General features: G+C 72.5%; 31 protein-coding genes and 1 pseudogene. 11 read left to right on the top strand and 21 right to left on the bottom strand.

What is annotated here, in order from left to right:
• Positions 1 to 23 precede the first annotated feature (23 nt).
• Positions 24 to 1,175 carry an acyl-CoA dehydrogenase family protein gene (locus Prum_RS00450; RefSeq protein ID WP_173072931.1) on the bottom strand — a complete coding sequence of 384 codons (1,152 nt, stop codon included), beginning with the start codon at positions 1,173 to 1,175 and terminating at the stop codon, positions 24 to 26.
• Positions 1,176 to 1,269: 94 nt separating this feature from the next.
• Between Prum_RS00450 and Prum_RS48990 the strand changes: the two genes are divergently transcribed.
• The 6 genes from Prum_RS48990 (at position 1,270) to Prum_RS00425 (ending at position 4,686) form a co-directional block, all read left to right on the top strand.
• Positions 1,270 to 1,587 carry a TetR family transcriptional regulator gene (locus tag Prum_RS48990; RefSeq protein ID WP_246277550.1) on the top strand — a complete coding sequence of 106 codons (318 nt, stop codon included), beginning with the start codon at positions 1,270 to 1,272 and terminating at the stop codon, positions 1,585 to 1,587.
• Positions 1,542 to 1,964, top strand: a complete 423-nt coding sequence (locus Prum_RS48985) for a hypothetical protein (RefSeq protein WP_218577663.1) — start codon at positions 1,542 to 1,544, stop codon at positions 1,962 to 1,964. Before Prum_RS48990 ends, Prum_RS48985 begins: the two co-directional genes overlap by 46 nt.
• 88 nt (positions 1,965 to 2,052) lie before the next feature.
• Positions 2,053 to 2,772, top strand: coding sequence for an energy-coupling factor ABC transporter permease (locus tag Prum_RS00440; protein WP_173072929.1), 720 nt, complete (start codon positions 2,053 to 2,055; stop codon positions 2,770 to 2,772).
• Positions 2,769 to 3,149: a PDGLE domain-containing protein gene (locus tag Prum_RS00435; protein WP_173072927.1), complete on the top strand. Its 381-nt coding sequence runs from the start codon at positions 2,769 to 2,771 to the stop codon at positions 3,147 to 3,149. The genes Prum_RS00440 and Prum_RS00435 overlap by 4 nt, the downstream gene beginning before the upstream one ends.
• Positions 3,149 to 3,910 (top strand): cobalt ECF transporter T component CbiQ, encoded by a 762-nt coding sequence (cbiQ, locus tag Prum_RS00430; RefSeq protein WP_173072925.1) that lies wholly within the window; start codon positions 3,149 to 3,151, stop codon positions 3,908 to 3,910. The genes Prum_RS00435 and cbiQ overlap by 1 nt, the downstream gene beginning before the upstream one ends.
• Positions 3,907 to 4,686 (top strand): energy-coupling factor ABC transporter ATP-binding protein, encoded by a 780-nt coding sequence (locus Prum_RS00425; protein WP_173072923.1) that lies wholly within the window; start codon positions 3,907 to 3,909, stop codon positions 4,684 to 4,686. Before cbiQ ends, Prum_RS00425 begins: the two co-directional genes overlap by 4 nt.
• Positions 4,687 to 4,820: 134 nt before the next feature.
• Here the strand turns inward: Prum_RS00425 and Prum_RS53500 are convergent, their stop codons facing one another.
• Complete coding sequence (locus Prum_RS53500) at positions 4,821 to 5,093, bottom strand: Lrp/AsnC ligand binding domain-containing protein (RefSeq protein WP_281369109.1); 273 nt, start codon at positions 5,091 to 5,093, stop codon at positions 4,821 to 4,823.
• A 31-nt stretch (positions 5,094 to 5,124) separates the two neighbouring features.
• Positions 5,125 to 5,253, bottom strand: a pseudogene (locus Prum_RS54815) (Lrp/AsnC family transcriptional regulator); the annotation flags it as partial.
• A 641-nt stretch (positions 5,254 to 5,894) separates the two neighbouring features.
• Between Prum_RS54815 and Prum_RS00415 the strand changes: the two are divergent.
• Positions 5,895 to 6,908, top strand: coding sequence for a zinc-dependent alcohol dehydrogenase (locus Prum_RS00415; RefSeq protein WP_173072916.1), 1,014 nt, complete (start codon positions 5,895 to 5,897; stop codon positions 6,906 to 6,908).
• Positions 6,909 to 6,912: 4 nt separating this feature from the next.
• On the opposite strand, the gene Prum_RS00410 is transcribed toward Prum_RS00415, so the two are convergent.
• From Prum_RS00410 to Prum_RS00370, 10 genes are read right to left on the bottom strand one after another with little or no spacing between them, the layout of a single operon-like run.
• Positions 6,913 to 8,217: an FAD-binding oxidoreductase gene (locus tag Prum_RS00410; RefSeq protein WP_173072914.1), complete on the bottom strand. Its 1,305-nt coding sequence runs from the start codon at positions 8,215 to 8,217 to the stop codon at positions 6,913 to 6,915.
• A gap of 29 nt (positions 8,218 to 8,246) precedes the next feature.
• Positions 8,247 to 9,023, bottom strand: a complete 777-nt coding sequence (locus tag Prum_RS00405) for a helix-turn-helix domain-containing protein (protein ID WP_173072912.1) — start codon at positions 9,021 to 9,023, stop codon at positions 8,247 to 8,249.
• A 17-nt stretch (positions 9,024 to 9,040) separates the two neighbouring features.
• Entirely contained in the window at positions 9,041 to 9,802 is a 762-nt protein-coding gene (locus Prum_RS00400) for an ABC transporter permease (RefSeq protein ID WP_173083244.1), read from the bottom strand.
• A gap of 9 nt (positions 9,803 to 9,811) precedes the next feature.
• Positions 9,812 to 10,615: an ABC transporter ATP-binding protein gene (locus Prum_RS00395; protein WP_173072910.1), complete on the bottom strand. Its 804-nt coding sequence runs from the start codon at positions 10,613 to 10,615 to the stop codon at positions 9,812 to 9,814.
• Positions 10,616 to 10,672: 57 nt separating this feature from the next.
• Positions 10,673 to 11,287 carry a response regulator transcription factor gene (locus tag Prum_RS00390; protein WP_173072903.1) on the bottom strand — a complete coding sequence of 205 codons (615 nt, stop codon included), beginning with the start codon at positions 11,285 to 11,287 and terminating at the stop codon, positions 10,673 to 10,675.
• Positions 11,284 to 12,462: a sensor histidine kinase gene (locus Prum_RS00385; RefSeq protein ID WP_218576915.1), complete on the bottom strand. Its 1,179-nt coding sequence runs from the start codon at positions 12,460 to 12,462 to the stop codon at positions 11,284 to 11,286. Before Prum_RS00385 ends, Prum_RS00390 begins: the two co-directional genes overlap by 4 nt.
• 24 nt (positions 12,463 to 12,486) lie before the next feature.
• Positions 12,487 to 13,263 carry an ABC transporter permease gene (locus Prum_RS00380; protein WP_173072901.1) on the bottom strand — a complete coding sequence of 259 codons (777 nt, stop codon included), beginning with the start codon at positions 13,261 to 13,263 and terminating at the stop codon, positions 12,487 to 12,489.
• Positions 13,260 to 13,388, bottom strand: a complete 129-nt coding sequence (locus tag Prum_RS53495) for a hypothetical protein (protein WP_281368825.1) — start codon at positions 13,386 to 13,388, stop codon at positions 13,260 to 13,262. Before Prum_RS53495 ends, Prum_RS00380 begins: the two co-directional genes overlap by 4 nt.
• A gap of 8 nt (positions 13,389 to 13,396) precedes the next feature.
• Positions 13,397 to 14,218: an ABC transporter ATP-binding protein gene (locus tag Prum_RS00375; protein WP_246277549.1), complete on the bottom strand. Its 822-nt coding sequence runs from the start codon at positions 14,216 to 14,218 to the stop codon at positions 13,397 to 13,399.
• Positions 14,218 to 15,201: an alpha/beta hydrolase family protein gene (locus Prum_RS00370; protein ID WP_246277548.1), complete on the bottom strand. Its 984-nt coding sequence runs from the start codon at positions 15,199 to 15,201 to the stop codon at positions 14,218 to 14,220. The genes Prum_RS00375 and Prum_RS00370 overlap by 1 nt, the downstream gene beginning before the upstream one ends.
• Positions 15,202 to 15,523: 322 nt before the next feature.
• Here Prum_RS00370 and Prum_RS00365 point away from each other — a divergent pair, with 322 nt between their 5' ends.
• Entirely contained in the window at positions 15,524 to 16,183 is a 660-nt protein-coding gene (locus tag Prum_RS00365) for an enoyl-CoA hydratase-related protein (protein ID WP_173072899.1), read from the top strand.
• A 16-nt stretch (positions 16,184 to 16,199) separates the two neighbouring features.
• Here the strand turns inward: Prum_RS00365 and Prum_RS00360 are convergent, their stop codons facing one another.
• Together Prum_RS00360 and Prum_RS00355 are read right to left on the bottom strand one after the other, a co-directional pair.
• On the bottom strand, positions 16,200 to 16,757 hold the full coding sequence (locus Prum_RS00360; RefSeq protein WP_173072897.1) for a DUF4232 domain-containing protein: 558 nt from the start codon (positions 16,755 to 16,757) through the stop codon (positions 16,200 to 16,202).
• Positions 16,758 to 16,781: 24 nt separating this feature from the next.
• On the bottom strand, positions 16,782 to 17,627 hold the full coding sequence (locus tag Prum_RS00355; protein ID WP_173072895.1) for a phytanoyl-CoA dioxygenase family protein: 846 nt from the start codon (positions 17,625 to 17,627) through the stop codon (positions 16,782 to 16,784).
• A gap of 108 nt (positions 17,628 to 17,735) precedes the next feature.
• Between Prum_RS00355 and Prum_RS00350 the strand changes: the two genes are divergently transcribed.
• A complete protein-coding gene (locus Prum_RS00350) occupies positions 17,736 to 18,527 on the top strand; it encodes a helix-turn-helix transcriptional regulator (protein ID WP_218576914.1) in 792 nt (263 codons plus the stop codon).
• An 11-nt stretch (positions 18,528 to 18,538) separates the two neighbouring features.
• Here the strand turns inward: Prum_RS00350 and Prum_RS00345 are convergent, their stop codons facing one another.
• Positions 18,539 to 18,823: a hypothetical protein gene (locus tag Prum_RS00345; RefSeq protein ID WP_218576913.1), complete on the bottom strand. Its 285-nt coding sequence runs from the start codon at positions 18,821 to 18,823 to the stop codon at positions 18,539 to 18,541.
• Here Prum_RS00345 and Prum_RS00340 point away from each other — a divergent pair.
• Entirely contained in the window at positions 18,807 to 19,115 is a 309-nt protein-coding gene (locus Prum_RS00340) for a hypothetical protein (RefSeq protein ID WP_173072889.1), read from the top strand. The genes Prum_RS00345 and Prum_RS00340 overlap by 17 nt on opposite strands.
• 8 nt (positions 19,116 to 19,123) lie before the next feature.
• Here Prum_RS00340 and Prum_RS00335 read toward each other — a convergent pair whose 3' ends face one another.
• The 4 genes from Prum_RS00335 to mddA form a co-directional block, all read right to left on the bottom strand.
• Positions 19,124 to 19,888 (bottom strand): SDR family NAD(P)-dependent oxidoreductase, encoded by a 765-nt coding sequence (locus Prum_RS00335; RefSeq protein ID WP_173072887.1) that lies wholly within the window; start codon positions 19,886 to 19,888, stop codon positions 19,124 to 19,126.
• A 33-nt stretch (positions 19,889 to 19,921) separates the two neighbouring features.
• The gene (locus Prum_RS50630) at positions 19,922 to 21,112 is read right to left on the bottom strand and encodes a glycosyltransferase (protein WP_246277547.1); all 1,191 of its coding nucleotides are present in this window, start codon (positions 21,110 to 21,112) and stop codon (positions 19,922 to 19,924) included.
• 80 nt (positions 21,113 to 21,192) lie between these two features.
• Positions 21,193 to 21,891: an alpha/beta fold hydrolase gene (locus tag Prum_RS50625; protein ID WP_246277546.1), complete on the bottom strand. Its 699-nt coding sequence runs from the start codon at positions 21,889 to 21,891 to the stop codon at positions 21,193 to 21,195.
• Complete coding sequence (gene mddA / locus Prum_RS00325; RefSeq protein WP_246277545.1) at positions 21,845 to 22,855, bottom strand: methanethiol S-methyltransferase; 1,011 nt, start codon at positions 22,853 to 22,855, stop codon at positions 21,845 to 21,847. Before mddA ends, Prum_RS50625 begins: the two co-directional genes overlap by 47 nt.
• Before the next feature lie 118 nt (positions 22,856 to 22,973).
• Here mddA and Prum_RS00320 point away from each other — a divergent pair, with 118 nt between their 5' ends.
• Positions 22,974 to 23,555: a TetR/AcrR family transcriptional regulator gene (locus Prum_RS00320; RefSeq protein WP_173072885.1), complete on the top strand. Its 582-nt coding sequence runs from the start codon at positions 22,974 to 22,976 to the stop codon at positions 23,553 to 23,555.
• On the opposite strand, the gene helR is transcribed toward Prum_RS00320, so the two are convergent.
• Complete coding sequence (helR, locus tag Prum_RS00315) at positions 23,530 to 25,686, bottom strand: RNA polymerase recycling motor ATPase HelR (protein ID WP_218577661.1); 2,157 nt, start codon at positions 25,684 to 25,686, stop codon at positions 23,530 to 23,532. The genes Prum_RS00320 and helR overlap by 26 nt on opposite strands.
• Positions 25,687 to 25,692: the final 6 nt, after the last annotated feature.

Below are 25,692 nucleotides of genomic sequence, written 5' to 3'. Positions count from 1 at the left end.
CTACCTACCGAAGCTGGCACGGCTCACCCGTGCAGCAGGTGGCGCGCCATGACGACGCGCTGGATCTGGTTGGTGCCCTCGTAGATCTGCGTGATCTTCGCGTCGCGCATCATCCGTTCGGCCGGGAAGTCGCTGGTGTAGCCGTAGCCGCCGAGCAGCTGGACCGCGTCGGTGGTGATCTGCATGGCGGCGTCGGAGGCGAAGCACTTGGCGGCCGCGCCGAAGTAGCGCAGGTCGGCCTCGTCGCGCTCGGACTTGGCCGCGGCGGCGTAGGTGAGCTGCCTGGCCGCGGCGAGCTTCATGCCCATGTCGGCGAGCATGAACTGGATGCCCTGGAACGTCGCGACGGTCTTGCCGAACTGCTCGCGCTGCGTCACGTACTCCAGGGCCAGGTCGAGGGCGCCCTGGGCGATGCCGACGGCCTGGGCGGCGATCGTCACCCGGGTGTGGTCCAGGGTGCGCATCGCCGTGCGGAAGCCCTCGCCGGGCGCGCCGATCATGCGGTCGGCCGGCAGGCGTACCCCGTCGAAGTAGACCTCGCGGGTCGGCGAGCCCTTGATGCCGAGCTTCTTCTCCAGCGCGCCGAAGCCGACGCCGGGATCGGACTTCTCCACGACGAAGGCCGAGATGCCGCGCGAGCCGGCGCTCGGATCGGTCGTCGCGAAGACCGTGTAGTACTCCGAGACGCCCGCGTTGGTGATCCAGCGCTTGACGCCGTCGAGCACGTAGCCGTCGCCGTCGCGGACGGCGCGGGTGCGCATGGCCGCCGCGTCGCTGCCGGCCTCGGGTTCGGACAGGCAGTACGAGAACATCGCGTCCCCGCGCGCGACCGGCGGCAGGTAGCGCCGCTTGAGCTGGGCGGACCCGGCCAGCAGCAGCGGCATGGTGCCGAGCTTGTTGACCGCGGGGATCAGGGAGGACGCCGCGCAGGCCCGAGCGACCTCCTCGATCACGATCGCCGTGGCGAGGGCGTCCGCGCCGGCGCCGCCGTACTCGGTGGGGATGTGCGGGGCGTGGAAGTCGCCGGCGCGCAGCGCGTCGAACGACGCCTGCGGGAACTCGCCCTTCTCGTCGGTCGCCGCCGCGTTCGGCGCGACCTTGTCCACGCACAGGTCACGCACCGCGGCCCGGATGGCCTCGTGCTCCTCCGGAATCCGATACGCATCGAAGGTCATTGTCTCCCGCGCCTCCCGCTCGGCAACGTCACGCCGTGCCAAACCGTACGGCACTGAGTGCCAATCTGAAAGGGATGGTGTTACGGTTCACGGCGTGACCGGCAAGCCTCGGGTCCGCGAGGATCTCACCGCCGCGGCCATCGCGCTGTTTCTCAAGCGGGGGTACGACGAGACCACCGTCGACGAGATCGCCGAGGCCGCCGGCGTGGCCCGGCGTACCTTCTTCCGGTACTTCCGGACCAAGGAGGACGCGGTCTTCCCCGACCACGACGACTGCCTGGCCAGGGTCGAGGCGGTGCTCAACGTGGCCGCCCCGGCACGCCGCCCCTCGCGGCGGTCGGCCAGGCCGCGCATCTCGTCCTCGCCATGTTCACCGACGATCCCGCGACGGCCGTCAAGCGGTACGAGCTGACCCGCGGCGTGGCGCCCCTGCGCGAGCGGGAGATCACCGCCACCAGCCGCTACCAGCGCGTGTTCACCGACCACCTGCACAAGCGGTCGCGCGGCGGCGAACAGGCGCGGCTGCGCGACGAGGTGGTGGCCGCCGCCGTGGTGGCCGCGCACAACCACGTCCTGCGCCAATGGCTGCGCGAGGGCGGCAAGGACGACGCCCACGCCCGGCTGGACGTGGCACTCGGTGCCGTCACCGATGTCCTGAGTGGCTGGCTGGACGGCCGCGCCACCGGGCCGGACGACCCGGACGGCGGCGACGTGGTCGTGGTGGCGGTCCGGCGCGGCGCGCCGATGTGGCGCGTGGTCCAGCAGATCGAGGCCGCCACCCTCCCGTAGCCGCCAACGTTTCGGCCTTGTTGCAAAGACTATGCAGCTACCCCTCTTGCCCAATATGCTGGTCAGCGACGGCGTGGGGGAGGGGATCATGGAAACAGTGGCGATGCACATCGCCAACGGCATAGTCAACGCGCAGGTGTCCGCGGTGTTCCTGGTGATCGCCGTGATCGCGCTGGCGGTGTGCGTGACGCGCGGTCGGGCGGACCTCGACGACCGGTTGGCGCCGATGGCCGGGCTGGTGGCGGCGTTCATCTTCGCCGTGCAGATGCTCAACTTCCAGGTGCTGCCGGGCGTGTCCGGGCACCTGCTGGGCGGCACCCTCGCGGTGATGCTGGTGGGCCCGTGGGTCGGCGCGCTATGCGTGTCGACGGTTCTGATCATCCAGTGCCTGCTCTTCGCCGACGGCGGTCTGACCGCCCTCGGGCTGAACATCACCAACATGGCGGTGCTCGGCACGGCCGCCGGGTACGTGCTGGTGGCCGGCCTGCTGAGGGTGCTGCCGAAGACGCCGACCGGGCTGGCGGTGACCGGATTCATCGCCGCGGTGATCGGCGTGGTGGTCGCGTCCCAGGGCTTCGTGCTCCAGTACTGGCTCGGCGGCACCACGGACCTGTCGCTGCCCACGATCTCCGCGACGATGGCCGGGGTGCACGTGCTGATCGGGATCGGCGAGGGGTTGATCACCGCGACGACCGTGGCCACGGTGGCCCGGGTCCGTCCGGACCTGGTGTACGCGCTGCGCCGCTTCCGCACCCGGGCCGCCGCGCCCGCGCCGGCGGCGACGTCCGTGGTGGGAGGTGCCGCGTGAGCACCAAGCGACCGCTGTGGTGGTTCCTGGCCGGTGGGCTGCTCGTCGCCCTGCTGCTCGCCGGGCTGGTCAGCAACGTCGCCTCGGGCAGCCCGGACGGCCTGGACTACACCGCCCGGGACGGCTGCACCACCGACGCCGACGGCACCATCACCGGGGGCACCTGCATGGCCCAGCAGGAGCAGGAGCACCAGACGAAGGACAGCCCGCTGGCGGACTACGGCATCAAGGGCATCGACAACCCGTACCTGTCGACCGGGCTGTCCGGGGTCCTGGGCGTGCTGGTCACGTTCGCGGTCGGCGGCGGCGTGTTCTGGCTGGTCCGTCGCCGCGGTCCGGCCCGGACCCCGGCCGAGACGGGCACCGGGAAGGGCTGATGGGCGCCGGCCACGCCCATCCGCTGCACCTCGACCACGACAGCGTGGTGCATCGGCTGCCCCCGCAGGTGAAGATCGTCGCGACGCTGCTCTACACCATCGTCGTGGTGGTCACCCCGCGCACCGAGTTCGCCGCGTTCGCCGGCTACGCGGTGCTGGTGGCGGTGGTGGCCGTGCTGGCCCGCGTCCCGGCGCGCTGGCTGGCTAAGCGCGCCACCATCGAGCTGCCGTTCGTGCTGCTGGCGGTCGCGCTGCCGTTCGCCGGCCACGGCGAGCGGGTCACCTGGTTGGGCATGTCGCTGTCCGTCGACGGGCTGTACGGGGCGTGGAACATCTTCGCCAAGGGCACGCTCGGCGTGCTGGCCTCGCTGCTGCTGGCCGCGACCACCACCATGCGTGACCTGATCCTCGGCCTGGACCGGTTGCGCTGCCCGCGGGTGTTCACCCAGATCGCCACGTTCATGCTGCGCTACATGGACATCCTGGCCGACGACGCGCGGCGCATGCGGATCGCCCGGCTCTCGCGCGGGTACGACCCCCGGTTCCTGTGGCAGGTCAAGGCGTTCGCGGTGAGCCTCGGCGCGCTGTTCCTGCGGGCGTTCGAGCGCGGCGAGCGGGTCTACCTGGCGATGGTGTCCCGCGGGTACGCCGGCCGGCTGCCGGCACCGGACGGCGCGGGCGCCACCACCGGCCAGTGGGTCGCCTCCGCCGCGCTCCCCGCCGCGGCGGCGTGCATCGGGGTCGCGGCGGTGCTGCGATGACCGACTCACTCGACCTACGCGGCGTGCACTACGCGTACCCGGACGGCTCGACCGCGCTGCGCGGCGTGGACCTGCGCGTCGCGCCCGGGGAGCGGGTGGCCCTGCTCGGCCCCAACGGCGCCGGCAAGACCACGCTCGTGCTGCACCTCAACGGCATTCTGCACGGCGGCGCCGGCCAGGTGACGGTCGGCGGGCTGGCCGTCGACCCGGCCGACCGCGCCCGGCTGGTCGAGATCCGCCGCCGGGTCGGCATCGTCTTCCAGGACCCCGACGACCAGCTCTTCATGCCCACCGTCGCCGAAGACGTCGCCTTCGGCCCGGCCAACCTCGGCGTACGCGGCGCCGAGCTGCAGGAACGGGTCGACGAGGCGCTGGCCGCGGTGAAGATGACGGACTACCGGTCGCAGACCCCGCACCACCTCTCGTTCGGGCAGCGGCGGCGGGTCGCCGTGGCCACCGTGCTCGCGATGCGCCCGGAGATCCTGGTCCTGGACGAGCCGTCGTCCAACCTCGACCCCGCCAGCCGGCGCGAGCTGTCCGAGATCCTGCGGGCGCTGCCGGTCACCCTGCTCATGGTCACCCACGACCTGCCGTACGCCCTGGAGCTGTGCCCGCGCGCGGTCATCCTGGACGCGGGACAGGTCGTCGCCGACGGGCCCACCATGGACCTGCTCGCCGACTCCGACCTGCTACGCCGGCACCGGCTGGAGCTGCCGTACGGCTTCGACCCGACGCTCGCCGCCGCGCAGCTCCGCGCGCGCCGGGCTCCGCTGTGATGATCCCGAGCGTCCGGGCGCTCGTCGAAGCCGTGCTGCTGAGCGCACGGGACGGACAGCTGTGCTTCCGTGCGGTGTCCCGGCACCTCGGCGACGGGGTTCACCCCGGCCCTGGCTGGGCACCTGCTCACCACCTAGCTTCCGGCGCTCTTCACCGTACGGATGATGGGCGCGGACTCGACGTGCCGGATGGCCGGCAGCGTCCCCAGCCGCTCGGTCAGGTACCGGTACAGGGCCTGCACGTCCCGGCAGACGACGGTGGCGACCAGATTGGTCGGCCCGGTGGTGGCGGCGGCGAAGGCGACCTCGGGGGTGCGCGGCGACGGCGCGGCCCACCTCGACCAGGTCGGACGGCGCCACCGACAGCCACAGGATCGCCATCGCGTCGAAGCCGAGCGGCCGGGGATCCAGGTCGAGGTCGAAGAAGACGACGTCGGCCTCGCGCAGATACTCCGTGCGGCGCTTCGCGGTCGACTCGGACCACCCGGTCGCGGTCGCCAGCTCGGCGTAGCCGGCCCGCCCGTCGTGCCCCAGGGCCCGGATCAGGAGCCGGTCCTCGTCGGTCAGCCGGGGCGCTCAACACCGCCCGCCAACTCGGCCTCGCGCTCGGGATCGCCGCCCTGGGTACGGCGTTCACCGCCCGCGCCGACGCCGCGTCCGCGCTCAGCCTGGTCATGGTGATCGCCGGAGTCGTGGGCCTGGCCGGCGCCGCCTTGGTCGCCGTCCTACTCCGCGAAGGCCCTCCGGTAGCCCCCCACCCACCCGCCGCCCCGCATCCCCTCCCCGCCCGCCCGGCGCTGTGAAGCGGCCTGCTCTGCCGCGCATCGGCCCCCGGCCCGATTGCTGAGGTGATCCCGCTCTGCTCCACTCACGCGCCGGGCGGCAGCGCGCCCTGGGCCCGGCGGCAGCTCGGCCGGGGCTCACGCCTGCGGGCGACTGTGGCGATGAGTTGCCCCGCGGAGGGCAAGAATTCGCCACAGTCGCCGGCTCCGCACGGCCTGCGCCCCGCCTCGCCGATCAAGGACTTTCGCGTCGATCAAGGGCAAACGGTCGCGGATTGGAGATCGAACCACGGCCTTATGCCCTTGATCGACGTTGCGTCCGGGGCGGGGCGGGGCGGGGCGGGGCGGGGCGAGCGCGGCGCGGCGGTGGGGTGGGGTAGGCGGGCCATAGCATCGGGGGATGAGGGGCGGGGTGGGGAGCGCGCGATGCGTGCGCTGGTCCTGATCGGACCGCGCCGGGCTGAGGTGCGGGAGGTGGCCGCGCCGGTGGCGGGCGCCGGGCAGGTGGTCGTGGACGTGGAACGGGTCGGCATCTGCGGCACCGACGTCGAGCTCTTCACCGGGGAGATGAGCTACCTGCACACCGGGGCGTCGTCGTACCCGTTGCGGCCCGGCCATGAGTGGTCCGGGGTGGTCGGCGCGGTCGGGCCGGGCGTGGACGCGGCCTGGCTGGGCCGGCGGGTCACCGGCGACACCATGATCGGGTGTGGGCGCTGCCGCCGTTGCCGCGACGGCCGTCACCACGTGTGCGCCGACCGCCACGAGCTCGGGATCCGGGACGGGCTGGCGGGCGCGCTCGCCGAGCAGGTGGCCGTGCCCGTGACGGCGCTGCACGTGCTGCCCGACGGGGTGGATGCCACCCTCGGCGCGCTCGTCGAGCCGGGCGGCAACGCGCTGCGCAGCGTCCGCGCCGCCGACCTCGCCCCGGGTGAGCGGCTGCTGGTCCTCGGCACGGGCACGATCGGCCTGCTGGTGGCGATGTTCGGCCGCGCCCGCGACCTTGACGTACACCTCATGGGCCGCGACGAGCGCCAGTTGCGGCTGGCCGGAAAGCTCGGATTCGAGAACGCCTGGACCCGGCACACCCTGCCACCGTTGCCGTGGGACGGGATCGTCGACGCGTCCACCGCACCGGCCTTGCCCGCGCTGGCGGTGGAGCTGGTCGAGCCGGGCCGACGGATTGTCTACATCGGACTCTCCGGCTCACCCAGCACGGTGGACAGTCGCGAGATCGTCTTCAAGGACGTCACCACGGTCGGCATCCTCGGCGCGTCCGCGGGCCTGGCCGGCACCATCGACGCGTACGCCAGCGGAGCCGTCGACCCCCGCCCGTTGGTGGCCGCCACGGTCGGCCTCGCCGACGTCGCCGAGGTCCTGGCCGGGCGGCGCCCCGACGGTGCCGGGCCGGGCCCCAAGGTCCACGTCGACCCGCGCCGGTAAGGCCCTAGCCGCCCATCGGGAAGTTGGCGCGGAAGACGTTGTGCGGGTCGTACCGCTGCTTGATGGCGCGCAGGCGGGCCAGGACGTCCGGGCCGAAGGCGTCGGCCGCGGTCTCGTCGGGGCCGAGGAAGGTGAAGGGCTTGCGGCCGCTGACGGGCAGGCTGCCGGCGAGGTCGCGTTGTTTGGCGGCGACGGCCTCGGCCGTGGCCGGGTCGGCGGGGATCCCGAAGAGGTAGAGCGCGTAGGGCTCGGTCAGCGGGCCGTGCGGACTGTCCGACGCGCGCGCGAAGCCGCCGCCCAGGTGCCGAACCTGCACGCTCAGCAGCGGCGCGATGGGGTCGGCCAGCAACGCCTTCAGCGTGACGTCGTCCAATGTGGTCAGTAGTTCGCCGCGCGACCGGCCGGCGCTCGGGTCGGTCGGCTCGGCGGTGATGGACCCGAGCTCGGCGACGGACATGACCCGCCTGCTGTCGGACAGCGGCGCGGGCAGGCGGTCCAGCGGTGCCAGCAGGTCGCGGGCCTCGTCCTCGCCACCGAGGTAGGTGGCGTCCACCGCGACCATCGGGTCGGCGCCGGGGAAGTGCAGCAGTTCCAGCCAGACCGTCAACTCGTCGGGGGCGGTCGCCGTGATCTGCCGGTAGGCGTCCGCGACGGCCGTAGCGTGCTCGACCGTCCACAGTGTCCGGCCGCCGTACAGCCGGGGAGCGGGGTGCAGGGCGAGCTCGAGGGCGGTGACGATGGCGAAGTCGCCGCCCGCGCCGCGCAGGGCCCAGAACAGGTCGGGGTCGGTGTCCGCGGTGACGTGCCGCTGGTCGCCACCGGCGTCTACCACGTCGAACGCGGTGACGCTGTCGGCCACCCAGCCGTGCGCCCGGCCGAACCAGCTCAGCCCGCCGCCGAGGGCGACGCCGGTGACGCTGACGACGGGGGAGCTGCCGGGCAGGCCGGTCAGGCCCAGCGGTGCGGCGGCGGCCTGCAGCCGGCCGGAGGGCACGCCCGCACCGACGCGCGCGCGGCGAGCGACGGGGTCGATCCGCAGAGCGTCCAGTCCCCGGGTACGCAGCAGCACGGTGCCCTCGGTGCGGCCGGTGGCGCCGTGGCCGTTGGGTTGGGTGGCGATGCCGAGCCCGGCGGCGCGGGCGTGGCGCACCAGCGTGGCGACGTCGCCGGCGTCGGCGGCCTCGACCACGGCCGCGACCGGTTGCTCGATGGCCAGGTTCCACGGGCGGCGGGCGGTGTCGAAGCCGGGGTCGCCGGGTAGCCAGACACGGCCGCGGACGGTGGACGTCATGGAGTTCAAGGCGTTCATAATCCTGGACACTACATATCCAGAATGGGTCACGCAAGTCGCTCCGGCCGGGTCCGCGTCCAACTGGCCCAGCCACGCTCGCGCATCAGGTCGAGCATCCGCACCGCCCGCGGGTCGGACTCGACGGCGAGCGCGTCCAGAAGGTCGAACGGTAGGTCGTCGTGCGCTTCCTCGGCGGGGTTGATCTCGCCGGATGTGTACGCCTGCGCGAGCAGGCCGGCCATGATGTCGGCGGCTTCCTCCAGGCGCGGGTCGTCGGCGCTGGCGTCGCTGTCGAGGATCTCCGACCCGAGACGATAGAGGCGAACGAGTTGCGGGTCATCGAGCTGCGCGTGTTTGTAGGGCATGATCTCGCGGATGCCATCGGGCCAGCGAGCCGCGATGAGGATCCACCCGTCCCGCTCACTGTCCACCATCCGCTCTGACACCCCGATCTCCCGGAGTCGATCGAGATAGGAGGTCACCTCCGGGGGGAGCGCCAGGCTGTCCCCAGAGGTGAGCTGCGCGATCTGCTTGCGGCTGGTCTCCAGCCGTTCGATCTCGTCGCGCAGGTGGCTGTCGATCCGGCGGACCGCTTCGGCGAAGGTCGACGCGTCGGCGTCGAGCATCTGACCGATCTGGGACAGCGGCACGCCGGCGTTGGCGAGGGTGCGGATCTTGATGAGAGACACGACCGCCGTAGCGCCGTACCGCCGGTAGCCCGAAGCGTCCCGCTCCGGCTCGGGCAGCAGTCCGATCTGGTGATAGTGCCGCACCGCCCGCACCGTGACACCGGCGTGCGCCGCCAGTTGACCGATCGTCAGCATGCTCTGATCCTGCCGGTTCAGGAGATCCGGCGGCGGTAGGTGATGTTGGCGAAGAGGTAGGCGACGACGAGGATGCCGACGCACCAGGCGAGGGCGGTCCAGATGCCGGTGCCGACCGGTTGCTGGGTGAACAGGTCCCGGATCGCGTTGACGATGGAGGTCACCGGCTGGTGTTCGGCGAAGGCGCGCACCGGGCCGGGCATGGTGTCGGTGGGTACGAAGGCCGAGCTGATGAACGGCAGGAAGATCAGCGGGTAGGAGAACGCGCTCGCGCCGTCCACGCTCTTCGCGGTGAGGCCGGGGATCACGGCGATCCAGGTCAGCGCCAGGGTGAACAGGACCAGAATGCCGGCGACCGCGAGCCACCCCAGCACGCCCGCCCCCGTGCGGAAGCCCATGAGGAGGGCGACGCCGACGACGACCACGAGCGAGATCAGGTTGGCGACCAGCGAGGTCAGCACGTGCGCCCACAGCACGGAGGAGCGTGCGATCGGCATGGACTGGAATCGCTCGAAGATCCCGCCCTGCATGTCGGTGAAGAGCCGGAACGCGGTGTAGGCGATGCCCGACGCGATGGTGATGAGCAGGATGCCGGGAAGCATGTAGTTCACGTACGAGGCCGTCCCGGTGTCGATCGCGCCGCCGAACACGTAGACGAACAGCAGCATCATGGCGATCGGTGTGATCGCGGTCGTGATGATGGTATCCAGGCTGCGGGTGACGTGGCGCAAGGTCCGTCCGGTGAGGACGGCGGTGTCGCCGAAGAAATGTGTGGCCATCATTGTTCCCTACTTCTCTTCGCCGGCGGAGCCGACGACCGCGAAGAAGACGTCTTCGAGGGAGGGCTGCTTCTCGACGTATTCGACCTTGGCGGGTGGCAGCAGCGCTTTGAGCTCGGCCAGGGTGCCGTGGACGATGATCCGACCCCGGTGGAGGATCGCGATCCGGTCGGCGAGCTGTTCGGCCTCCTCCAGGTACTGGGTGGTGAGCAGCACGGTCGTGCCGCCCTCGGCGAGCTCCTTGACGGCCTGCCACACCTCGATGCGCGCCTCCGGGTCCAGCCCGGCCGTCGGCTCGTCGAGGAAGATGACCGGCGGATGCCCGATGAGGCTCATCGCGATGTCCAGGCGGCGGCGCATGCCACCGGAGTACGTCGCCACCCTCCGGGCGCCCGCCTCGGTCAGCGAGAAGCGCCTCAGCAGGCTGTCCGCGATCGCGCCCGGGTCCTCCAGGTGCCTGAGCCTGGCGACCAGGACGAGGTTCTCCCGCCCGCTGAGGATCTCGTCGACCGCCGCGAACTGGCCGGTGAGACTGATGGACTCGCGTACGTCGGCGGCCTGGGTCGCGACGTCGAAGCCGTTGACCCGGGCGGTCCCCGCGTCGGCCTTGAGCAGCGTGGACAGGATCTTCACCATCGTGGTCTTGCCCGCCCCGTTCGAGCCGAGCAGGGCGAAGATGCTGCCCCGGGCCACGTCGAGGTCCACGCCGCGCAGCACACGCAGCTCCTGGTACGACTTCTCCAGGCCCCGCACGTGGATCGCGGGCCCCTGGACCTGGTTGGTTGGTGGCGGGATGCGCATGACCGCCAGCATGGAGGGTTGACGCTGCGTCAGGGTCAAGTCCCGACCACCGGCGCGAAGCGGTGCGGCTCAGATCCAGCCGTTGCCGCGGGCGATGCGGACCGCTTCGTGCCGGTTGGCCGTACGCAGCTTGCTGACCGCCGAGGACAGGTAGTTGCGGACGGTCCCCGGGGTCAGCGCCGCCCGCCGGGCGATCTCCTCGACGGGTGCGCCCTCGGCGGCCAGGGCCAGCACGTGCGCCTCACGGGCCGTCAGCGGGCTGTCCCCGGCGCTGATCGCCTCCGCCGCCAGCTGCGGGTCGACGTACCGGCCGCCACTGTGGACGGTCCGGACGACGGTGGCGAGGACGTCGGCGGAGACCGTCTTGGGCAGGAAGCCGCGTACCCCCGCGGTCAGCGCGCGCTTGAGGTGGCCCGGCCGGCCGTGACTCGTGACGATCATCGTCTGGCAGCTGGGCACGTCGGCGTGCAGCGTCTTGGCCACCGCGACGCCGTCGAGGTCGGGCAGTTGCAGGTCGAGGACGGCGACGTCGGGCCGCAGGGCGCGGGCCATCGCCAGCGCCTCGGCGCCGGTGGCCGCCTGCGCCACGACGGACAGGTCGCTCTCCAGCGCCAGCAGGGCCGCCAGGGCGCCCCGGATGAGGTGCTCGTCGTCGGCGAGCAGGATCCGGATCGGCGCGCTCATGCCGGCGTGCCGATCGGGAGCCGCGCCGTCAGGCGGAACCGGCCGGGTGGCTCGGGCGCGGCGGTGACGGTGCCGCCCAGCGCGGCGATCCGTTCGGTGAGCCCGACGATTCCGGTGCCCCCGCCGGCGGTCCGGCCGGTCACGCCGTCGTTGACCATGGTGAGCGTGACCGTGCCGTCGTCGCCGGGGCGCAGCGTGATCGTGCAGGTGGTCGCCTCGCTGTGGCGCAGCATGTTCGTCGCTCCCTCCCGGACCACCCAGCCGAACCCGCTCTGCACCGCCGCGGGCAGGCCGGCGCCGTCCCCGACGACGCGGCAGCCGATGCCCGCGGAGTCGAGCAGGGACCGTGCCCCGGCCAGCTCGACGTCCAGCTCGGCGGTGCGGTACCCGCCCACGACGGCGCGCAGTTCGGTCATCGACTCCTCGGCGATGCGGCGTACCTCCAGCATCTCGTCGATCGCCTCGGCCCGGCCGCGCCGGGCCAGCTGCGCGGCCAGCTCGGCCTTGAGCGCCACGGCCGACAGGGTACGGCCGACGACGTCGTGCAGGTCGCGGGAGAAGCGCAGCCGCTCCTCGGCGACGGCGAGGCTGGCCTGCAGGTGGCGGGCCCGGTCGAGCTCCCAGACGACGGCCAGTGTCCACATCGACGCCCGGCCGATGCCCACCACGAAGAGGACCGCCGCGGCCATGCCCAGGACCCGAGCGAACGGGTTGCTGGCGCCGTGGGCGGCGGCGAACCCGTACAAGGCCGCGCATCCCACCGCGCCCGCCCCCAACGCGACCCGGGGCGGGGCGGCGATGGTCAGGGCGGCCACGTACGCCACCACGATGACGGTCAGCAGGGCGTTGCCGGGGCTGTCCGGGCCGGGAAAGGCGAGAACGGTGGCGACCGCCCCGGCCACGGTCATCGCGCCGGCCACCGCGATCAGGACCGTGGGCCGGGAGCTCCGCCCGAGGTGGTGCGCCAGCCCGGCCCGTACCAGCAGAATGCACGCTCCGGTGTGGACGGTGGTGAGCGCCCCGGCCACCCAGGGCGCCGCACCGTCGAGATCCGCGTCGACCGCGCCCGCGGCCAGCATCGGGAAGACCAGGAAGTTGACGTAGAACGACGCGCGGACGTAGAAGTCGAAGCGGGCCGCCTGGCCGCGTGAGCGCCACCATCGCAGCAGATTCACCGTTTGCGCCCTCCTGTTCACCGCCTACCGCCTGGGCGCCCAGCGAAACCAGCGCCGCACCGCCGCGACACCCACCGCCGCCCACGCCGCCAGGATCGCCGCCGGCACCGCCGCCGGGCCGAACACCCCGGCGAAGTCCGCCGGCGTGCCGTCGCCCGTCGTGCCCAGCCAGCCTAGGCGCATCAGGTCGACGGCCGGGGTGAGCGGCAGGAAGCGCAGCACCGCGGCGATCGGCTCGGGCAGCATCTGCGTCGGTACGACGATGCCGGAGCCGACCGTGCAGAGCAGCAGGACCGGCAGGGTGGTGACCTGAGCCATCTCCACGGTGTGGGTGAACGTCGCCGAGGCGGCGGCCAGCAGGACGAACACGACCACGCCGGCCAGCACCCCGAGCACCAGCACGGGCACGTTGACGGGTACCGGCAGGCCCACCAGCGCGGCGCCCACGCCGACGCAGAGGACGACCTGGGCGACCGCGATGACGACGGTGGGGCTCGCGGTGCCGGCGAGGATCTCGGCGTCGGTCACCTCGCCGGTCCGCAGCCGCTTGAGCACCAGCTCCTCGCGGCGGGCGACGTAGGTGCTGACCAGGTTGTAGTAGACGACGCTGAGCAGGATGAGGCCGAGCAGTCCGGTGACGAACGTGGCGTTGTCGGCGCGTTCGATGGCGTCGCCGGCGTTGACGGCGGCGACCAGCGCGACCGCGCCGACCGGCAGCAGCACGGCGTTGACCATCGCGGTCCGGTTGCGCCACAGCAGCGTCAGCTCGGCCCGGCCGATCGCGCGGACCCGGGGCGTCACCGGGCCCCCTGCCGGGCAAGGGGCCGCTCGGGCGTCGCCGCGATCGACAGGAACGTCTCCTCCAGCGAGGCCGACCGGGCGTCCAATCCGGACAGTTCCACGCCGTGGGCGTCGGCCCACGACATGAGGGCGGTCAGGGCCGGCTGGAGCGCGTCGGTCTCGATGGTGACCCACCCGTCCGGCCCCGCCTCGACCCCGGGGCCGGCCCGGGCCGCGTCCCGGGCAGGTGGGGCAGGCGCGCCGGGTCGACGCGGTCGGGCAGGACGAACCGGATCCGGGCCGGGAACCCGGCGACCACGTCGGCCACCGAGCCGGTCGCGACGATCCGGCCGTCGTGCATGATCGCGAGCCGGTCGGCCAACTCCTGCGCCTCCTCCAGGTAGTGCGTGCTCAGCAGCACGGTGACGCCGTCGCCCAGCAGCCGGCGGATCAGGTGCCAGGTGGCGCGCCGGCTCTCCGGGTCCAGCCCGGTGGTGGGTTCGTCGAGGACGAGCACCTCCGGCCGGCCGAGCAGCGCCAGCGCCAGGTCCAGGCGGCGGCGTTCGCCGCCGGAGAGCTGCTTCACCCGTACCGCGGCCCGGTGGCTCAGGTCCACCAGGGACAGTGCCTCCGGCACCGGGCGCGCGGCGGTGAGCGTGCCGGCCCACATGCGTACGGTCTCGGCCGTGGTGAGGTCCGGCGGGAACCCGCCCTCCTGGAGCATCACGCCCATCCGGGACCGTGCCGGCGAGCGCTGCCCGTACGGGTCGTGGCCCAATACGCGTACGCGTCCGGCGGTGGGTCGGTCCAGCCCTTCGACGACCTCCAAAGTGGACGTCTTGCCGGCGCCGTTCGTGCCCAGCAGCGCGAAGAGCTCGCCGCGCCCGGCCGAGAACGAGACGCCCCGAACCGCCTCGTACCCGGCCGGCCCGCCGTAGCGGCGACTGAGGTCGGTCACCTCGATCGTCGCGGTCATCAGGCCACGATCCGCATCTCGGGGTAGCGCCGCGACGGGCCGGTCAGCAGCCGGCCGTCGCCCCACCGCAGGTACCGGTCGAAGAACGCCGCGACGTACGCCCGCTGCACGGCGACCGAGCGCTCGCCGTCGATCGTCCCCAGCAACGGCTCCAGATCCTCGGCCGGCACGCCCGACTGCGGCAGCAGCACCTGGTAGTCGCTGAACGACAGGTGCCCCGAACCGAGCAGTTCCAACTGGTGACGGGGGCCCCGCAGGTTCGCCCAGAGGGTGACCCACGTCTCGTCGGGCTCGTCCTCCGCCTGCGAGCCGAGGAGCAGGAACGGCCGGTTCAGCCCGGCGGTGACGACCCGGCCGAAGACGGTGCCGTCCATGTTGAGCCCGGCCCGGACGCGGCGGTCCTCGTACATCGTCTGCGCGGTGGCGGCGCCGCCGAAGGAGTGGCCGAACATCCCCACCCGGGACATGTCCAGCGCGCCGCGCAGGCCGCGCGGCAGCGGGCGCCGGGCGGCGTCCGGGTTGCGACCCTTGTTGATCGCGGCGAGCTGGTTCACCGTGAAGCGGGCGTCGGCGACCCGTACGGCCAGCGCCCTGGTGAGGATCTGTTCCTCTTCCTCCGGGGTGGTCGGCACCGGGATGGCCGCCACCTCGACCCGCCCGCCGGGAAACTCGACCAGCGGGGCTTCGTGGGTGTGGTCGATGGTGACCACGATGAAGCCCCGGCTGGCCAGGTCCTCCACGAGCGCCGTGCTGGCGGCGCGGTCGATGCTGAAGCCGGGGGAGTAGACGACCACGGGGTGGCGGCCCGGCCGCACCGGCGCGCCCACATGCCCGTGCGTGACCGGCAGCAGCACCCCCGAGCCGGGCGGGTTCAGGACCTCCGCGACGGCGGGCGAGACCCAGGGCGCCTTCGGGTACGCGCGCACGTTCGTGGCCGGGTACCAGAGCTGCACCATGATCTCGCGGGTCCGCTGGGCCGGCACCCACGGGTCCGGGCGGGACGAGTCGACCAGATGCAGCGAAACGGTGCCGATGCGGTGGGCCCGGTGGGGGCGGGCAGGGTGAGCTGGATCGGGGCGGGGTCGGCCGTACGGGCCGCGACCGGCGCGACGCCGACCAGCCCCATGACCGTACTCAGCCCCATGACCGAACTCAGCAGGATTGCGAGTGTGCGCCTCATGCCTTTGAGTGTTTGGCCGGCGGCGCGGCCGATGTAGTGCCGCCGCCCATCGGTTCCGATGGCGGTCTCACGCCGCACCGATGACAAATGTCATCGGGCAAGTTACTTGCTGGTAGCCTCGTGTGATGCCGACGCTGGACCGTCAGGAGAACGTCTTCGTCCTCGACCTCGGGGACACCGAGAACCGCTTCCACCCCGACTGGATCGCCGCGGTGCACGCCGCGCTGGACGAGGTGGAGAAGGCCGAGGGTCCGCGTGCCCTGGTGACGGCCGCGACCGGCAAGTTCTACTCCAACGGCCTGGACCTGGAGTGGCTGGGCGCCCACGGCGACCGGTCCCAGGAGTACGTCGGCAGCGTCCACGACCTCTTCGCCCGGCTGCTGGCCCTGCCGGTCATCACGGTCGCCGCCCTGCAAGGGCACACGTTCGCCGCCGGGGCGATGCTCTCCCTCGCGCACGACTTCCGGGTGATGCGCGCCGACCGCGGCTTCTGGTGCCTGCCCGAGGTCGACATCGGCATCCCGTTCACGGTAGGCATGTCGGCGCTGATCCAGGCCCGGCTGAGCAAGCGGACCGCGCACGAGGCGATGACCACCGCCCGCCGGTACGGCGGCGCGGACGCGCTCGCCGCCGGCGTCGTCGACCACGCCGTGGACGAGGACGCGGTGCGCCGCACCGCCGTGGAGCTCGCCGGGGCGGCGGCCGGCAAGGCCGGTCCCACGCTGGGCGCCATCAAGGCCCGCATGTACGCCCCGGTCCTGGCCGCACTGCGTAGCACCGACTAGCCCGGCGCGGCACCGACTAGCTTTCGGCCACCCACGGGCTCGTGGCGATGGTGCCGGTGGTGCCCAGGTCGAGGCCGCCCGCCGGGCTGAGCACCTGCGCGGGTTGACCGGCCGCCGGCGCCACCTCCAGGTGGGTGCCCGTGGTCGCCGGCGTGTTGCCGTCGGTGACGGTGTTCCGCCACACCACCACGGCGGCCGCGCGGTCGCCGGGGGCCAGCGTCACCGGCTGCGGCGGCTTGTCGAACCCGGCGATCGACGAGATCCGGGCCGTCCCCTCGGCCGTGGTGACCGCCAGCGGCGCGCGGTCGGCGCCGAGCACCCGGAGCGCCGGATAGCCGTCCACCGTGTACGGCTGGCTGCCGCAGTTCGCCATCTCGACGCGCATGGCCCGCAGCCCCGCCGCGGCGTCCACCGGTCCGGCCGTGAGCGCCACGCCGGGCGCCGGGCACGCCGCGTTCCCGCTGGTGGTCGGGGCGGGCGGTGTCGGTGTCGGCGCGGGCTCATCGGTGCAGGCGGCCAGCAGGACGAGCGCGGCGGTCGCCGCGACGACGCGGTAGGCGGATGACGTACGCATCCGACGATTGTGCAAGATCAGCGATCAGCGCACGCAGCCGCCGTCGCGTTCGGGGCGGACGTGCGGGCGGGCCAGGTCGGCGAGGCCGAGATAGGCGTACGGGTCGGTGCCGGCGACCATGACGATGTCGCGGTAGTCCCACTTGGCGAACGAGACGCCTTCCGGGGCCTTGACCCACGGTAGTCGCGAGGTCGCGCTCATGTAGTGGTTGACCAGGGCCCGGCGCAGCCCGTGCTTTCCGGTGTTGGGCAGCGAGCGGTGCAGCAGGTGGCCGTTGAACAGGACGGCGCTGCCGGCCGGCAACTCCAGCGGCACGGCGTCCTCGTCGCGCCACGGGAACGCGTACGCCTCGACGGCGCAGTCGAAGCGGTCGTCGTGCTGCTCGCGGTCGGGGTAGATGATCCCGCTGCGGTGCGATCCGGGCAGCACCCACAGGCAGCCGTTCTCGACGGTGGCGTCGTCGAGCGCGATCCACGCGGCGGTCAGTGACCGGTCCCGGGTCGGGATGAACATCTCGTCCTGGTGCCATGCCTGGCCCGGCTTGCCCTCGCCCTTGGTGAAGAGCATGGACTGCATGGCCTTGACGTCCGGCCCGACGACCTGGGTCAGCGCGTCCACGATGGACGGATGGGCCAGCGCGCCGGCCATCAGCGGGGACAGCTTGTGCGGGTAGTGGACGCACACGTAGCGCCGCACGAGCGTGTCGTCGGTGTCGCCGGGCCGCGGCGGCATGAGCCCGTCGACCTGGCCCAGCTCGCCGCGGCAGATCCGCAGCGTCTCGGCGCGCAACTCGTCGACCTCCTGCGGCGTCAACGCCTCCGGCACGACCGCATACCCGTCCTTCTCGTACTGGGAAAGCGTGAAGTCCATGCGGTTCAGCCTGCCGCGACGGGTGGGTGTTGACCATGGACGGGCGGCGCGTGAACATGGCTGATTGTGATGTCGCATCGGGCGCGGTTGACGTTCGGCCGTCCGGCCGTGGGGAACTATCCGGCGGGCGCGTCGTTTGGCCCGCGTACGTTGCGCGACTTCGAGCTGGTGTGGATGCTCGCCGGCAGCGCGCGGTGGCGCCGCCTCGACATGGCGGATGAGCTCACCCTGCGCCCCGGCACGCTGCTGTTGCTGCGGCCGGGCATGCGGGACGAGTTCCGGTGGGATCCGGACCGCCCGAGCAGCCACGGGTACGCGCACTTCGGCCTGCCCGCGGGCCGCTTCGACGGGTGGCCGCTGCACCGGCCGATCACCGGACCGCTGGACGCCTGGCTGTCGTACCTGGTCTGGCTGGGCGCTTCCGGCGCCACCGACGACTGGATCGAGCAGATGCTGACCACCGTGGTCCGCACGTTCGTGTCCGGTCCGCTGCCGCCAGTGCGCGATCCGGCCGAGCCGCCACCGCTCGCGGCGGCGCTCGACCACGTACGCCGGCAGTGGGCGACCCGGGTCCGGGCCGTACCGGTCGGCGAACTGGCCACGGCGGCGCGGGTGTCGCGGGCGCACCTGTCGCGGCTGTTCCGGCAGGCGTACGGGCACGGCCCGGTCGCCGCCCTGGAACTGGTCCGGCTGGCCCGCGCCGAGGCGCTGCTGGTGCGCAGCAACCTCAGCGTCACCGAGGTCGGCCGCTCCGTCGGGTTCGCCGACCCGCTGCACTTCTCCCGCCGCTTCCGGGCCGCGTACGGCCTGTCGCCGCGGGCGTTGCGGGCCGCCGCGGGAACGACGCCGGCCCTGCCACCCGCGGTCGCGGCGCTCGCCCGCCGGCTGCGGCCCGGGTGAGGCTGGAACGCTCAAGCGCCGGTTCGGGCGGCCTCCAACCCGGCGACGATGGCCTCTACCTGCGATCGCTTCGCGGCCGCGGTAACGAACCCGACGAACGGCCCATCCGCGAACCGCAGCGTCACCTGGACCAGTTGTTCCCGCTCGCTGCCGAACAGTCGTACCCGTCGATCAATGTCTTTCCAGGCCGCGTCGAGGAAGGACGACGCCGGTAGGCGGGTCTTGGATTGCCCGCCGCGCAGCTTCTCGAACCACTCGCCATCGAGCACCAGTCGCTCGTTGGCCTGCCCATCCACGAATAGCATCGGCGGAGCGTACCGGACGCTGTCCAGCCGGCTCCGCGCCCTCGTCGACAGGCTCGCCGAGCCGGACGCCCTGGCGGTCACCCTCGAGGTCGACCAGCGCCGGGACGACCTCACCGTGGAGTGCGCGGACGACTCCCTCATCACCGGGCGCGCCCTCGAACGCGGCGGCGCCAGCGAGGTGCGGGTCGGCGACGGCGGCACGACGATGCTCATCCGGCTCGTGCCGGAGTTCGAGTCCGAATGGCAGCTCGCCCGGCGCGCGCTCGAACGGCAGACCGGCTAGGCGCCGTCTCAGAAGGCGGTGTAGCCGCCGTCGATGACCAGCACCGATCCGGTCATGAACGCGGAGGCGTCGCTGGCCAGGTAGATCAGGCTCGGCGCGATCTCCTCCGGGGTGGCGTACCGCTTCATGGGCACGTCCTCGATCCAGTGCTGCCGGAACTCCGGGCGGTCCACCGGCGCCATCTCGGTCTTGATGTAGCCGGGGGCGAGGGCGTTGACCCGGATCCCCAGCGGTGCCCACTCGGCGGCGAGCGACTTGGTGAGCTGGTGCACGGCCGCCTTGGAGGCGTTGTAGGCGGGCTGCCACTGTGGACGGTTGACGATCAGGCCGGAGATCGAGCCGACGTTGACGATGGTGCCGCCGCCGTTGCTCGCCATGTGGCGGCCGAACGCCTGGCAGCAGTTCCACACGCCGGTGACGTTGGTGTCGACGACCGCGTGCCAGTCGGCCTCGGTGACGTCGAGCGCGGGGGCGTGGACGCAGGTGCCGGCGTTGTTGACCAGGATGTCCACGCCGCCCATCTCGGACACGATCTCCTCGACCGCCCGGTCCACCTCGGCGCGCTGGCGGACGTCGGCCGCGAAGCCGCGCACCGCCGTCCCGTCCGGCAGCTCGGCGAGCACCTCGGCCGTCTTGGCGGTGTCCCGGGCGACGATCGCGACACTGGCTCCGGCCTGCGCGAGCGCGTCGACGAACGCCCGCCCGAGCCCCCGGTTTCCGCCGGTCACCACCGCTACCCGTCCGGTCAGAGCGAACGCGTCAAGCACAGACATTCCACGATCATCGCACCCCGCCGGCCACGCGGGTCAGAGCAGGTCGGCGAGCAGGTCCGCGGCGCGCGCGGCGCCGTCCGTCTCCACCGGGCGGTACGCCGTGTCGCGCCCGATCTGCGCCGCGATGGCCGCGCCGAGGGTGTCCGGCGTCAGGTCGTCGTAGTCGAGGCGGTACCCGGCGCCGTACTGGTCGAGCCGGTGCGCGACGTGGAAGTTCTGCTCGAAGTGGTGGCGCAGTGGGATGTAGATGAACGGGCGCCGCGCCGCGGTCAGCTCCATGCACGTCGTCAGTCCACCTTGGACGATCGCGAGGTCGCTCGCGGCCAGGTGCCGGTAGAGGTCCGGGACGAAGGCACGGACGTCGAGGCCGTCCGCGGCGGGCACGGACCGCGGGTCGATGCGGGGCCCGGTGACGACGACCATCCGGAGCCCGGGTACGCGGGCGGCCGCCGCGCCGTACCCGTCGACCACCCGGCGCAGCAGGTGGCCGCCGACCCCCGAGCCGCCGACGGTCACCACGCAGACCCGCTCGTCGGGGCGGTAGCCGAGGTCGGCCCGCAGCGCCTCGCGGTCGGCGACGGCGGCGGGGTCGAAGCCGGTGACGTACCCCGCGAAGGCGTAGTGCTCGCGGGTCCAGTCGCGGATCCGCGGCAGCCCGGGGCCGAAGTGGGCGTCGACCACGTCGTCCGGGTTGCCGACGAAGACGGCGCGGTCCCGGATCCGCGGGTACCGGGCGATGTGGTCGATCATCTCGGCGTTGTAGTCGGCGGTGACCAGCGCCTCGCGCGGGCCGCCGTCGGGCATCGGCAGGTTGCCGACGAAGTCGGTGAGCCAGGCGTACGCGAAGCGCTTGAGCTCCGGGTTCTCGTGCAGGAAGTGGTCGACGTCCCAGCTCTCGTCGCCGACGACCAGGTCGTACGGCGTGTCCCGGACGACGTCGTGGAAGACCATGAAGTTGGCCAGCAGCACCTCGTCCATCCGCCGCAGCGCCTCGAAGCAGTGCGGGTCGTGCTCGCCGGCCTCGCCCTCGATGTGCGCGGACTCGTTGGCGAGCCAGCGGCTGGCCGGGTGCACGTGCTCGCCGGCCGCCTCCAGCACCCGCGTCACCGGATGCTGGGCGAGCCAGTCGATCTGGACGTCGGGGTGCCGCTCCCGCAGCGCCGCGGCGATGGCGACGTCCCGGCGGGCGTGGCCGAGGCCGATCGGCGAGGAGATGTAGAGCACCCGCTTGGGCCGGTGGCTCCAGCGCGCCCAGGTACGCCGCGCGGCGCTCGCCGGCCCGAGCCGCTGGGCGAAGTCGTGGATCAGGAGGTTGACGCGTACCGGATCGCGGGCGAGCGGGATGTGCCCGCGCCCTCCAGCGTGACCAGCTCCCCGCCGGTCAGGTCGGCGAGCAGTTCGCTGCGGCGTACCGGGCTGATCCGGTCCTTGTCGCCGTGGATCAGCAGGACCGGCTGCGTGACGCGCGCGCACCAGGCGGCGAGCGTGTCCGCGTCCGGCCGGGAGCCGTGGCTGTCGGCGACGAGCACCGCTCCGGTGGTCTCCCGGCCCCAGCGCACGCCGTCCTCGATCTGCTTGGTCGAGTGCCGTTCGGAGAAGCACTGGCCGAGGAAGAACCAGACGAAGTCGTCGTAGTCCTCGCGCCAGTAGGCACGGTTGTACTTCGCCCACTGCTCCGGCGGGTCCTTCTCGACGAGCGGCACCCGCGACGGCTCGACGTCCGGCCGCGGTCCGTCCAGCGCCGAGTGAGCGAGCCGTACCGCGTCGGTGTCGGCGACGGCCACCGTCGGTCCGATGAGGACGGTGCCGCGTACGCGCTCGGCGTGGTGGGCGGCCAGATCCAGCGCCCAGTTCGCGGCCTTGGACAGCGCCACCTGGACCACCGGGCCGCCGCCCACGGCGTCGAGCACCTTGAGCGCGTACGCCACCTGCGCCTCCTGCCCGTAGGCGGACGGCTCAAGCGGCCGGTCGGACCGACCGTTGCCCGGTCCGTCGTACGTCACCACCCGGTGATGGCGGGCGAGGAACGGGATCTGCCCCTTCCACAGTCGCTTGTGGACGATCGTCCAGGTGGGCATCAGCAGCAGGGTCGGCTCCCCGTCCCCGTACACCTCGTAGTGGATCTTTACGCCGTCGTGCTCGACGAAGCCCTCGGTGTCCGCTTCTCGCGCCCGCATCGCAATCCCCTCCGCCCTTAGTGTGCGCGGCTGTCGTGGACCGCGGGGCCGCGTCCGGCCAGCGCGCTCGGCCGGGGATGAACCGGGGCACCCGCTCGGCGTACCGCTCGTACGGCTCACCGATCTCGCGGCGCAGGTCGTGCTCCTCGAACCGGACGGCGACCAGGATGTAGCCGGTGGCCGTGCCGACGAAGAGCAGCCGCCCGACGCTCATCTGCGGCGTCGCCCAGAACGCGATCAGGAACCCGACCATGATCGGATGGCGGACGAGGCGGTAGAGCACCGGCTCGTGGAAGCCCGGCTCGGTGTAGGGGGTGCGCCGGAAGCGGGCCAGGACCTGGCGCAGCCCGAAGAGGTCGAAGTGCCCGATCAGGAACGTGCTGAACACCAGCACGCCCCAGCCGCCGAGGCCGATCGTCCAGAGCGTCGCCCGCGTCCAGGTCGCGTCCACCGACCACACCATGTCCGGCAGCGGCCGCCACTGCCACAGCACCAGGGCCACCACGAGGCTGGCGGCCAGCACGTAGGTGCTGCGCTCCAGCGCGGGTGGCACGATCCGGGTCCACCACCGCTTGAACCACGGCCGGGCCATCACGCTGTGCTGCACGGCGAACAGGCCGAGCAGCGCCACGTCGACCAGCACCGCCACCCAGGCCGGGCCGGAGGCGCCGTCGTCGACGTCCTTCGGCACCCCGGAGCCCGCCAGGAAGCCGATGGTGTAGCCGATGACGGCGAGGAACGCCAGGTAGGCGAACACCCCGTACCCGAAGATCATGATCCGTCGGCCCATGGCCGTTGCCCCCTTAATTTCGCTTTTGCCGCTTTCGCTCGGTCGACCGACCGAATTGGGGTACGCTATCATTCGGTCGACCGACCGACAAGGTCTGATACCTGACAGGAGCGCCTCATTGGCTACCGATACCGCGATCAAGATCATGGAATCGGCCCGGTCGTGCCTGCTGGCGGACGGCTACGCCAACCTCTCCACCCGCAAGGTGGCCGAGGGGGCCGGCGTGCCGCTGAGCCAGATCCACTACCACTTCGGCGGCAAGCGCGGCATGGTCCTCGCGCTGCTGGACCACGAGAACCGCCGCCTGATCGGCCGGCAGCAGCAGATGTACGCCGCCCAGGTCCCGCTGTCGAAGCGGTACGAGGAGGCGTGCGACCTGCTCGACGACGACCTGGCCTCCGGTTACGTCCGCGTGCTGCAGGAGATGGTCGCCGCCGGCTGGTCCGACGACGAGGTGGCCCGGCAGGTGCTCGCGATGCTCCAGGGCTGGATGGACGTCCTGGAGGACGTCGCCCGCGAGGCCGAGGAGCGCTTCGGCTCGCTCGGCCCGTTCACCGCCGCCGACGTCGCGGTCCTGGTCGGGCTGTCGTTCCTCGGCGGCGAGACGATGATCCTGCTCGGCGACGACGGCTGGACCCAGCGCGTCCGCGGGGCCCTGCGCCGCGTCGGCGACCTCATCCGCGCCGCGGAAGGCTCGTGAGGATGACCAACCGCTGGGTCGCCCGGGTCATCGCGACGTAGCGGTCGACCGCTCCTTCGATGCCCTCGCCGAACGCCTCCGGATCGACCAGGACCACCAGGTCGAACTCGAGCCCCTTCGACAGCTCCGGGGTCAGCGACCGGACGCGGGACGTCGGCTGGAAGGTGGGATCGCCGATGACGCAGGCGATCCCGTCGGCGTGCGCCGCGAGCCAGGTGTCGAGGATCGAATCCAGCTCGGCGGCGGATCCGTGTACGACGGGGATGCCGCTGTCACGGATGGAGGTCGGCACGTTGGCGTCCGGGAGCACGGCCCGGATGACCGGCTCGGCTTCCGCCATGACCTCCGACGGCGTCCGGTAGTTGATGCTCAACGAGGCCAGGTTGATCCGGTCGAGCCCGATCCGTTGCAGCCGTGCCTGCCACGACTGCGTGAACCCGTGCCTGGCCTGGGCCCGGTCCCCGACGATCGTGAAGCTCCGGGACGGGCAGCGCAGCAGCAACATCTGCCACTCGGCGTCGGTCAGCTCCTGGGCCTCGTCCACGACGATGTGCGCGAACGGGCCGGCGAGCCGGTCCGGCGCGGCGGCCGGCGACACCGTCTCGTCGACCAGGGAGTCCCGCATGTCCTTTCCGTGCAGCATGATCAGCAAGCCTTCGCCGTCGTCATAGGTGTGGGCCGCGAGCAGGTCGTCGACGACCCTGTCCATGTAGGCGCGTTGGGCGGCGAGAGCGGCGTCGTGCCGGTGCTCACGCCGTGACTCCTCCGGGTCGCCGAGCCGCTGCCGGGCCGCGTCCAGCAGCGGCAGGTCGGACACCGTCCAGGCCCGGGCGTCCGCGCGCTGCAGCTTCCGGACGTCGTCGGTGCCGAGCCAGGGAGCGCACTTGCGCAGGTAGGCGGGGACCGACCACAGGTCCGCGACGAGGTCTGCCGCCTCCAGCAGCGGCCACGCGCGGTTGAAGGTCGTGCGGAGCTCCTTGTTCCGCAGCAGCGACGCGCGCAGCAGGTCATCCGGTTCGTCGCCGCTGTGCTTGTCCATCAGGATCGTGAGCAGCTCCTGCCAGATCAGCTCGCGCGCCTCGTTGTGCGGGGTGCCGGGTCCCGCCGCGTCGAACGCGTCGGCCCAGTCGGCGGCGCTCAGCCAGACGTCGGACTCCTCGGTCGCGACCCGCATCCCCTTGGTGGGCGGCTCCTCGTAGAACCTGACCGCCGCCTCGATCGCCTTCACCAGGTCCGCGGACGACTTCAGCGCGGCCACCTCCGGGTCGCTCTCGACCGCGGCCGCGGCACCCTCCGGGACGAGGTCCCGCAGGGTGCAGATCTGCACGTCCTCCTCGCCGAGGCTGGGGAGCACGTCGGCGACGTAGTTCAGGTACGGCTGGTGCGGACCGATGAACAGCACGCCGCCCCGGCGGTGCCCGAGACGCGGGTCGGAGTAGAGCAGGTAGGCGGTGCGGTGCAGCGCGACGACGGTCTTCCCGGTACCCGGCCCGCCGTCGACGACGAGGGCGCCGCGGGATCCCGCCCGGATGATGGCGTCCTGGTCGGCCTGGATCGTGCCGAGCACGTCCCGCATCCGGGCCGACCGGTTGCCGCCCAGGCTGGCGATGAACGCGGACTGGTCGTCGAGCGCGGCGTGCCCCTCGAACCCGTCCGCGGTGAACACCTCGTCCCAGTAGTCGCTGATCCGCCCGCGCGTCCAGCGGTACCGCCGGCGGCTCACCAGACCCATCGGGTTGGCGTGGGTCGCGGCGAAGAACGGCTCGGCCGCGGGGGAGCGCCAGTCGTGCAACAGCCGGCGACCCGTGCTGTCCGTGAGGCCGAGCCGTCCGACGTACACGGGCTCGGAGCCGTCCGCGCTGACCATGCGCCCGAGGCACAGGTCCACACTGAAACGACGCAGGGTACGCAGGCGCGCGGTCAGCCGGCGTACCTCCTGGTCCCGGTCCAACGCCTGCCGGCCCTTGCCGGCGGGCGCCCTGCGCTCGGCGTCCAGCCGGTCGGACAGCTCGGCGGTCACCCGCTCAAGGCTCTCCGCGATGGCCGCGAAGTGCTGCTCGTCGCGGGCGATCAGCGTCGGGTCGGCCTTGGCGCAGAGGCGGTCGGGAAGGTCGAACACGCTGGTGCTCAGATCGTT

Origin of the sequence: Phytohabitans rumicis (assembly GCF_011764445.1) — a bacterium.
In the GTDB taxonomy this organism is placed as follows: Bacteria; Actinomycetota; Actinomycetes; order Mycobacteriales; family Micromonosporaceae; genus Phytohabitans; species Phytohabitans rumicis.
Note: the sequence above shows the minus strand (reverse complement) of the source record. Positions and strands in the feature narration are given on the sequence as shown.

What these genes read in the sequence shown, in the direction of transcription:
- Prum_RS00450 (WP_173072931.1), bottom strand. Translation starts at nt 1,175, where the DNA reads ATGACCTTCGATGCGTATCGGATTCCGGAGGAGCACGAGGCCATCCGG.
- Prum_RS48985 (WP_218577663.1), top strand. Translation starts at nt 1,542, where the DNA reads ATGTTCACCGACGATCCCGCGACGGCCGTCAAGCGGTACGAGCTGACC.
- Prum_RS00440 (WP_173072929.1), top strand. Translation starts at nt 2,053, where the DNA reads ATGGAAACAGTGGCGATGCACATCGCCAACGGCATAGTCAACGCGCAG.
- cbiQ (WP_173072925.1), top strand. Translation starts at nt 3,149, where the DNA reads ATGGGCGCCGGCCACGCCCATCCGCTGCACCTCGACCACGACAGCGTG.
- Prum_RS00425 (WP_173072923.1), top strand. Translation starts at nt 3,907, where the DNA reads ATGACCGACTCACTCGACCTACGCGGCGTGCACTACGCGTACCCGGAC.
- Prum_RS00415 (WP_173072916.1), top strand. Translation starts at nt 5,895, where the DNA reads ATGCGTGCGCTGGTCCTGATCGGACCGCGCCGGGCTGAGGTGCGGGAG.
- Prum_RS00410 (WP_173072914.1), bottom strand. Translation starts at nt 8,217, where the DNA reads ATGAACGCCTTGAACTCCATGACGTCCACCGTCCGCGGCCGTGTCTGG.
- Prum_RS00405 (WP_173072912.1), bottom strand. Translation starts at nt 9,023, where the DNA reads ATGCTGACGATCGGTCAACTGGCGGCGCACGCCGGTGTCACGGTGCGG.
- Prum_RS00400 (WP_173083244.1), bottom strand. Translation starts at nt 9,802, where the DNA reads ATGGCCACACATTTCTTCGGCGACACCGCCGTCCTCACCGGACGGACC.
- Prum_RS00395 (WP_173072910.1), bottom strand. Translation starts at nt 10,615, where the DNA reads ATGCTGGCGGTCATGCGCATCCCGCCACCAACCAACCAGGTCCAGGGG.
- Prum_RS00390 (WP_173072903.1), bottom strand. Translation starts at nt 11,287, where the DNA reads ATGAGCGCGCCGATCCGGATCCTGCTCGCCGACGACGAGCACCTCATC.
- Prum_RS53495 (WP_281368825.1), bottom strand. Translation starts at nt 13,388, where the DNA reads ATGTCGTGGGCCGACGCCCACGGCGTGGAACTGTCCGGATTGGACGCC.
- Prum_RS00375 (WP_246277549.1), bottom strand. Translation starts at nt 14,218, where the DNA reads ATGACCGCGACGATCGAGGTGACCGACCTCAGTCGCCGCTACGGCGGG.
- Prum_RS00365 (WP_173072899.1), top strand. Translation starts at nt 15,524, where the DNA reads ATGCCGACGCTGGACCGTCAGGAGAACGTCTTCGTCCTCGACCTCGGG.
- Prum_RS00360 (WP_173072897.1), bottom strand. Translation starts at nt 16,757, where the DNA reads ATGCGTACGTCATCCGCCTACCGCGTCGTCGCGGCGACCGCCGCGCTC.
- Prum_RS00355 (WP_173072895.1), bottom strand. Translation starts at nt 17,627, where the DNA reads ATGGACTTCACGCTTTCCCAGTACGAGAAGGACGGGTATGCGGTCGTG.
- Prum_RS00335 (WP_173072887.1), bottom strand. Translation starts at nt 19,888, where the DNA reads ATGTCTGTGCTTGACGCGTTCGCTCTGACCGGACGGGTAGCGGTGGTG.
- mddA (WP_246277545.1), bottom strand. Translation starts at nt 22,855, where the DNA reads ATGGGCCGACGGATCATGATCTTCGGGTACGGGGTGTTCGCCTACCTG.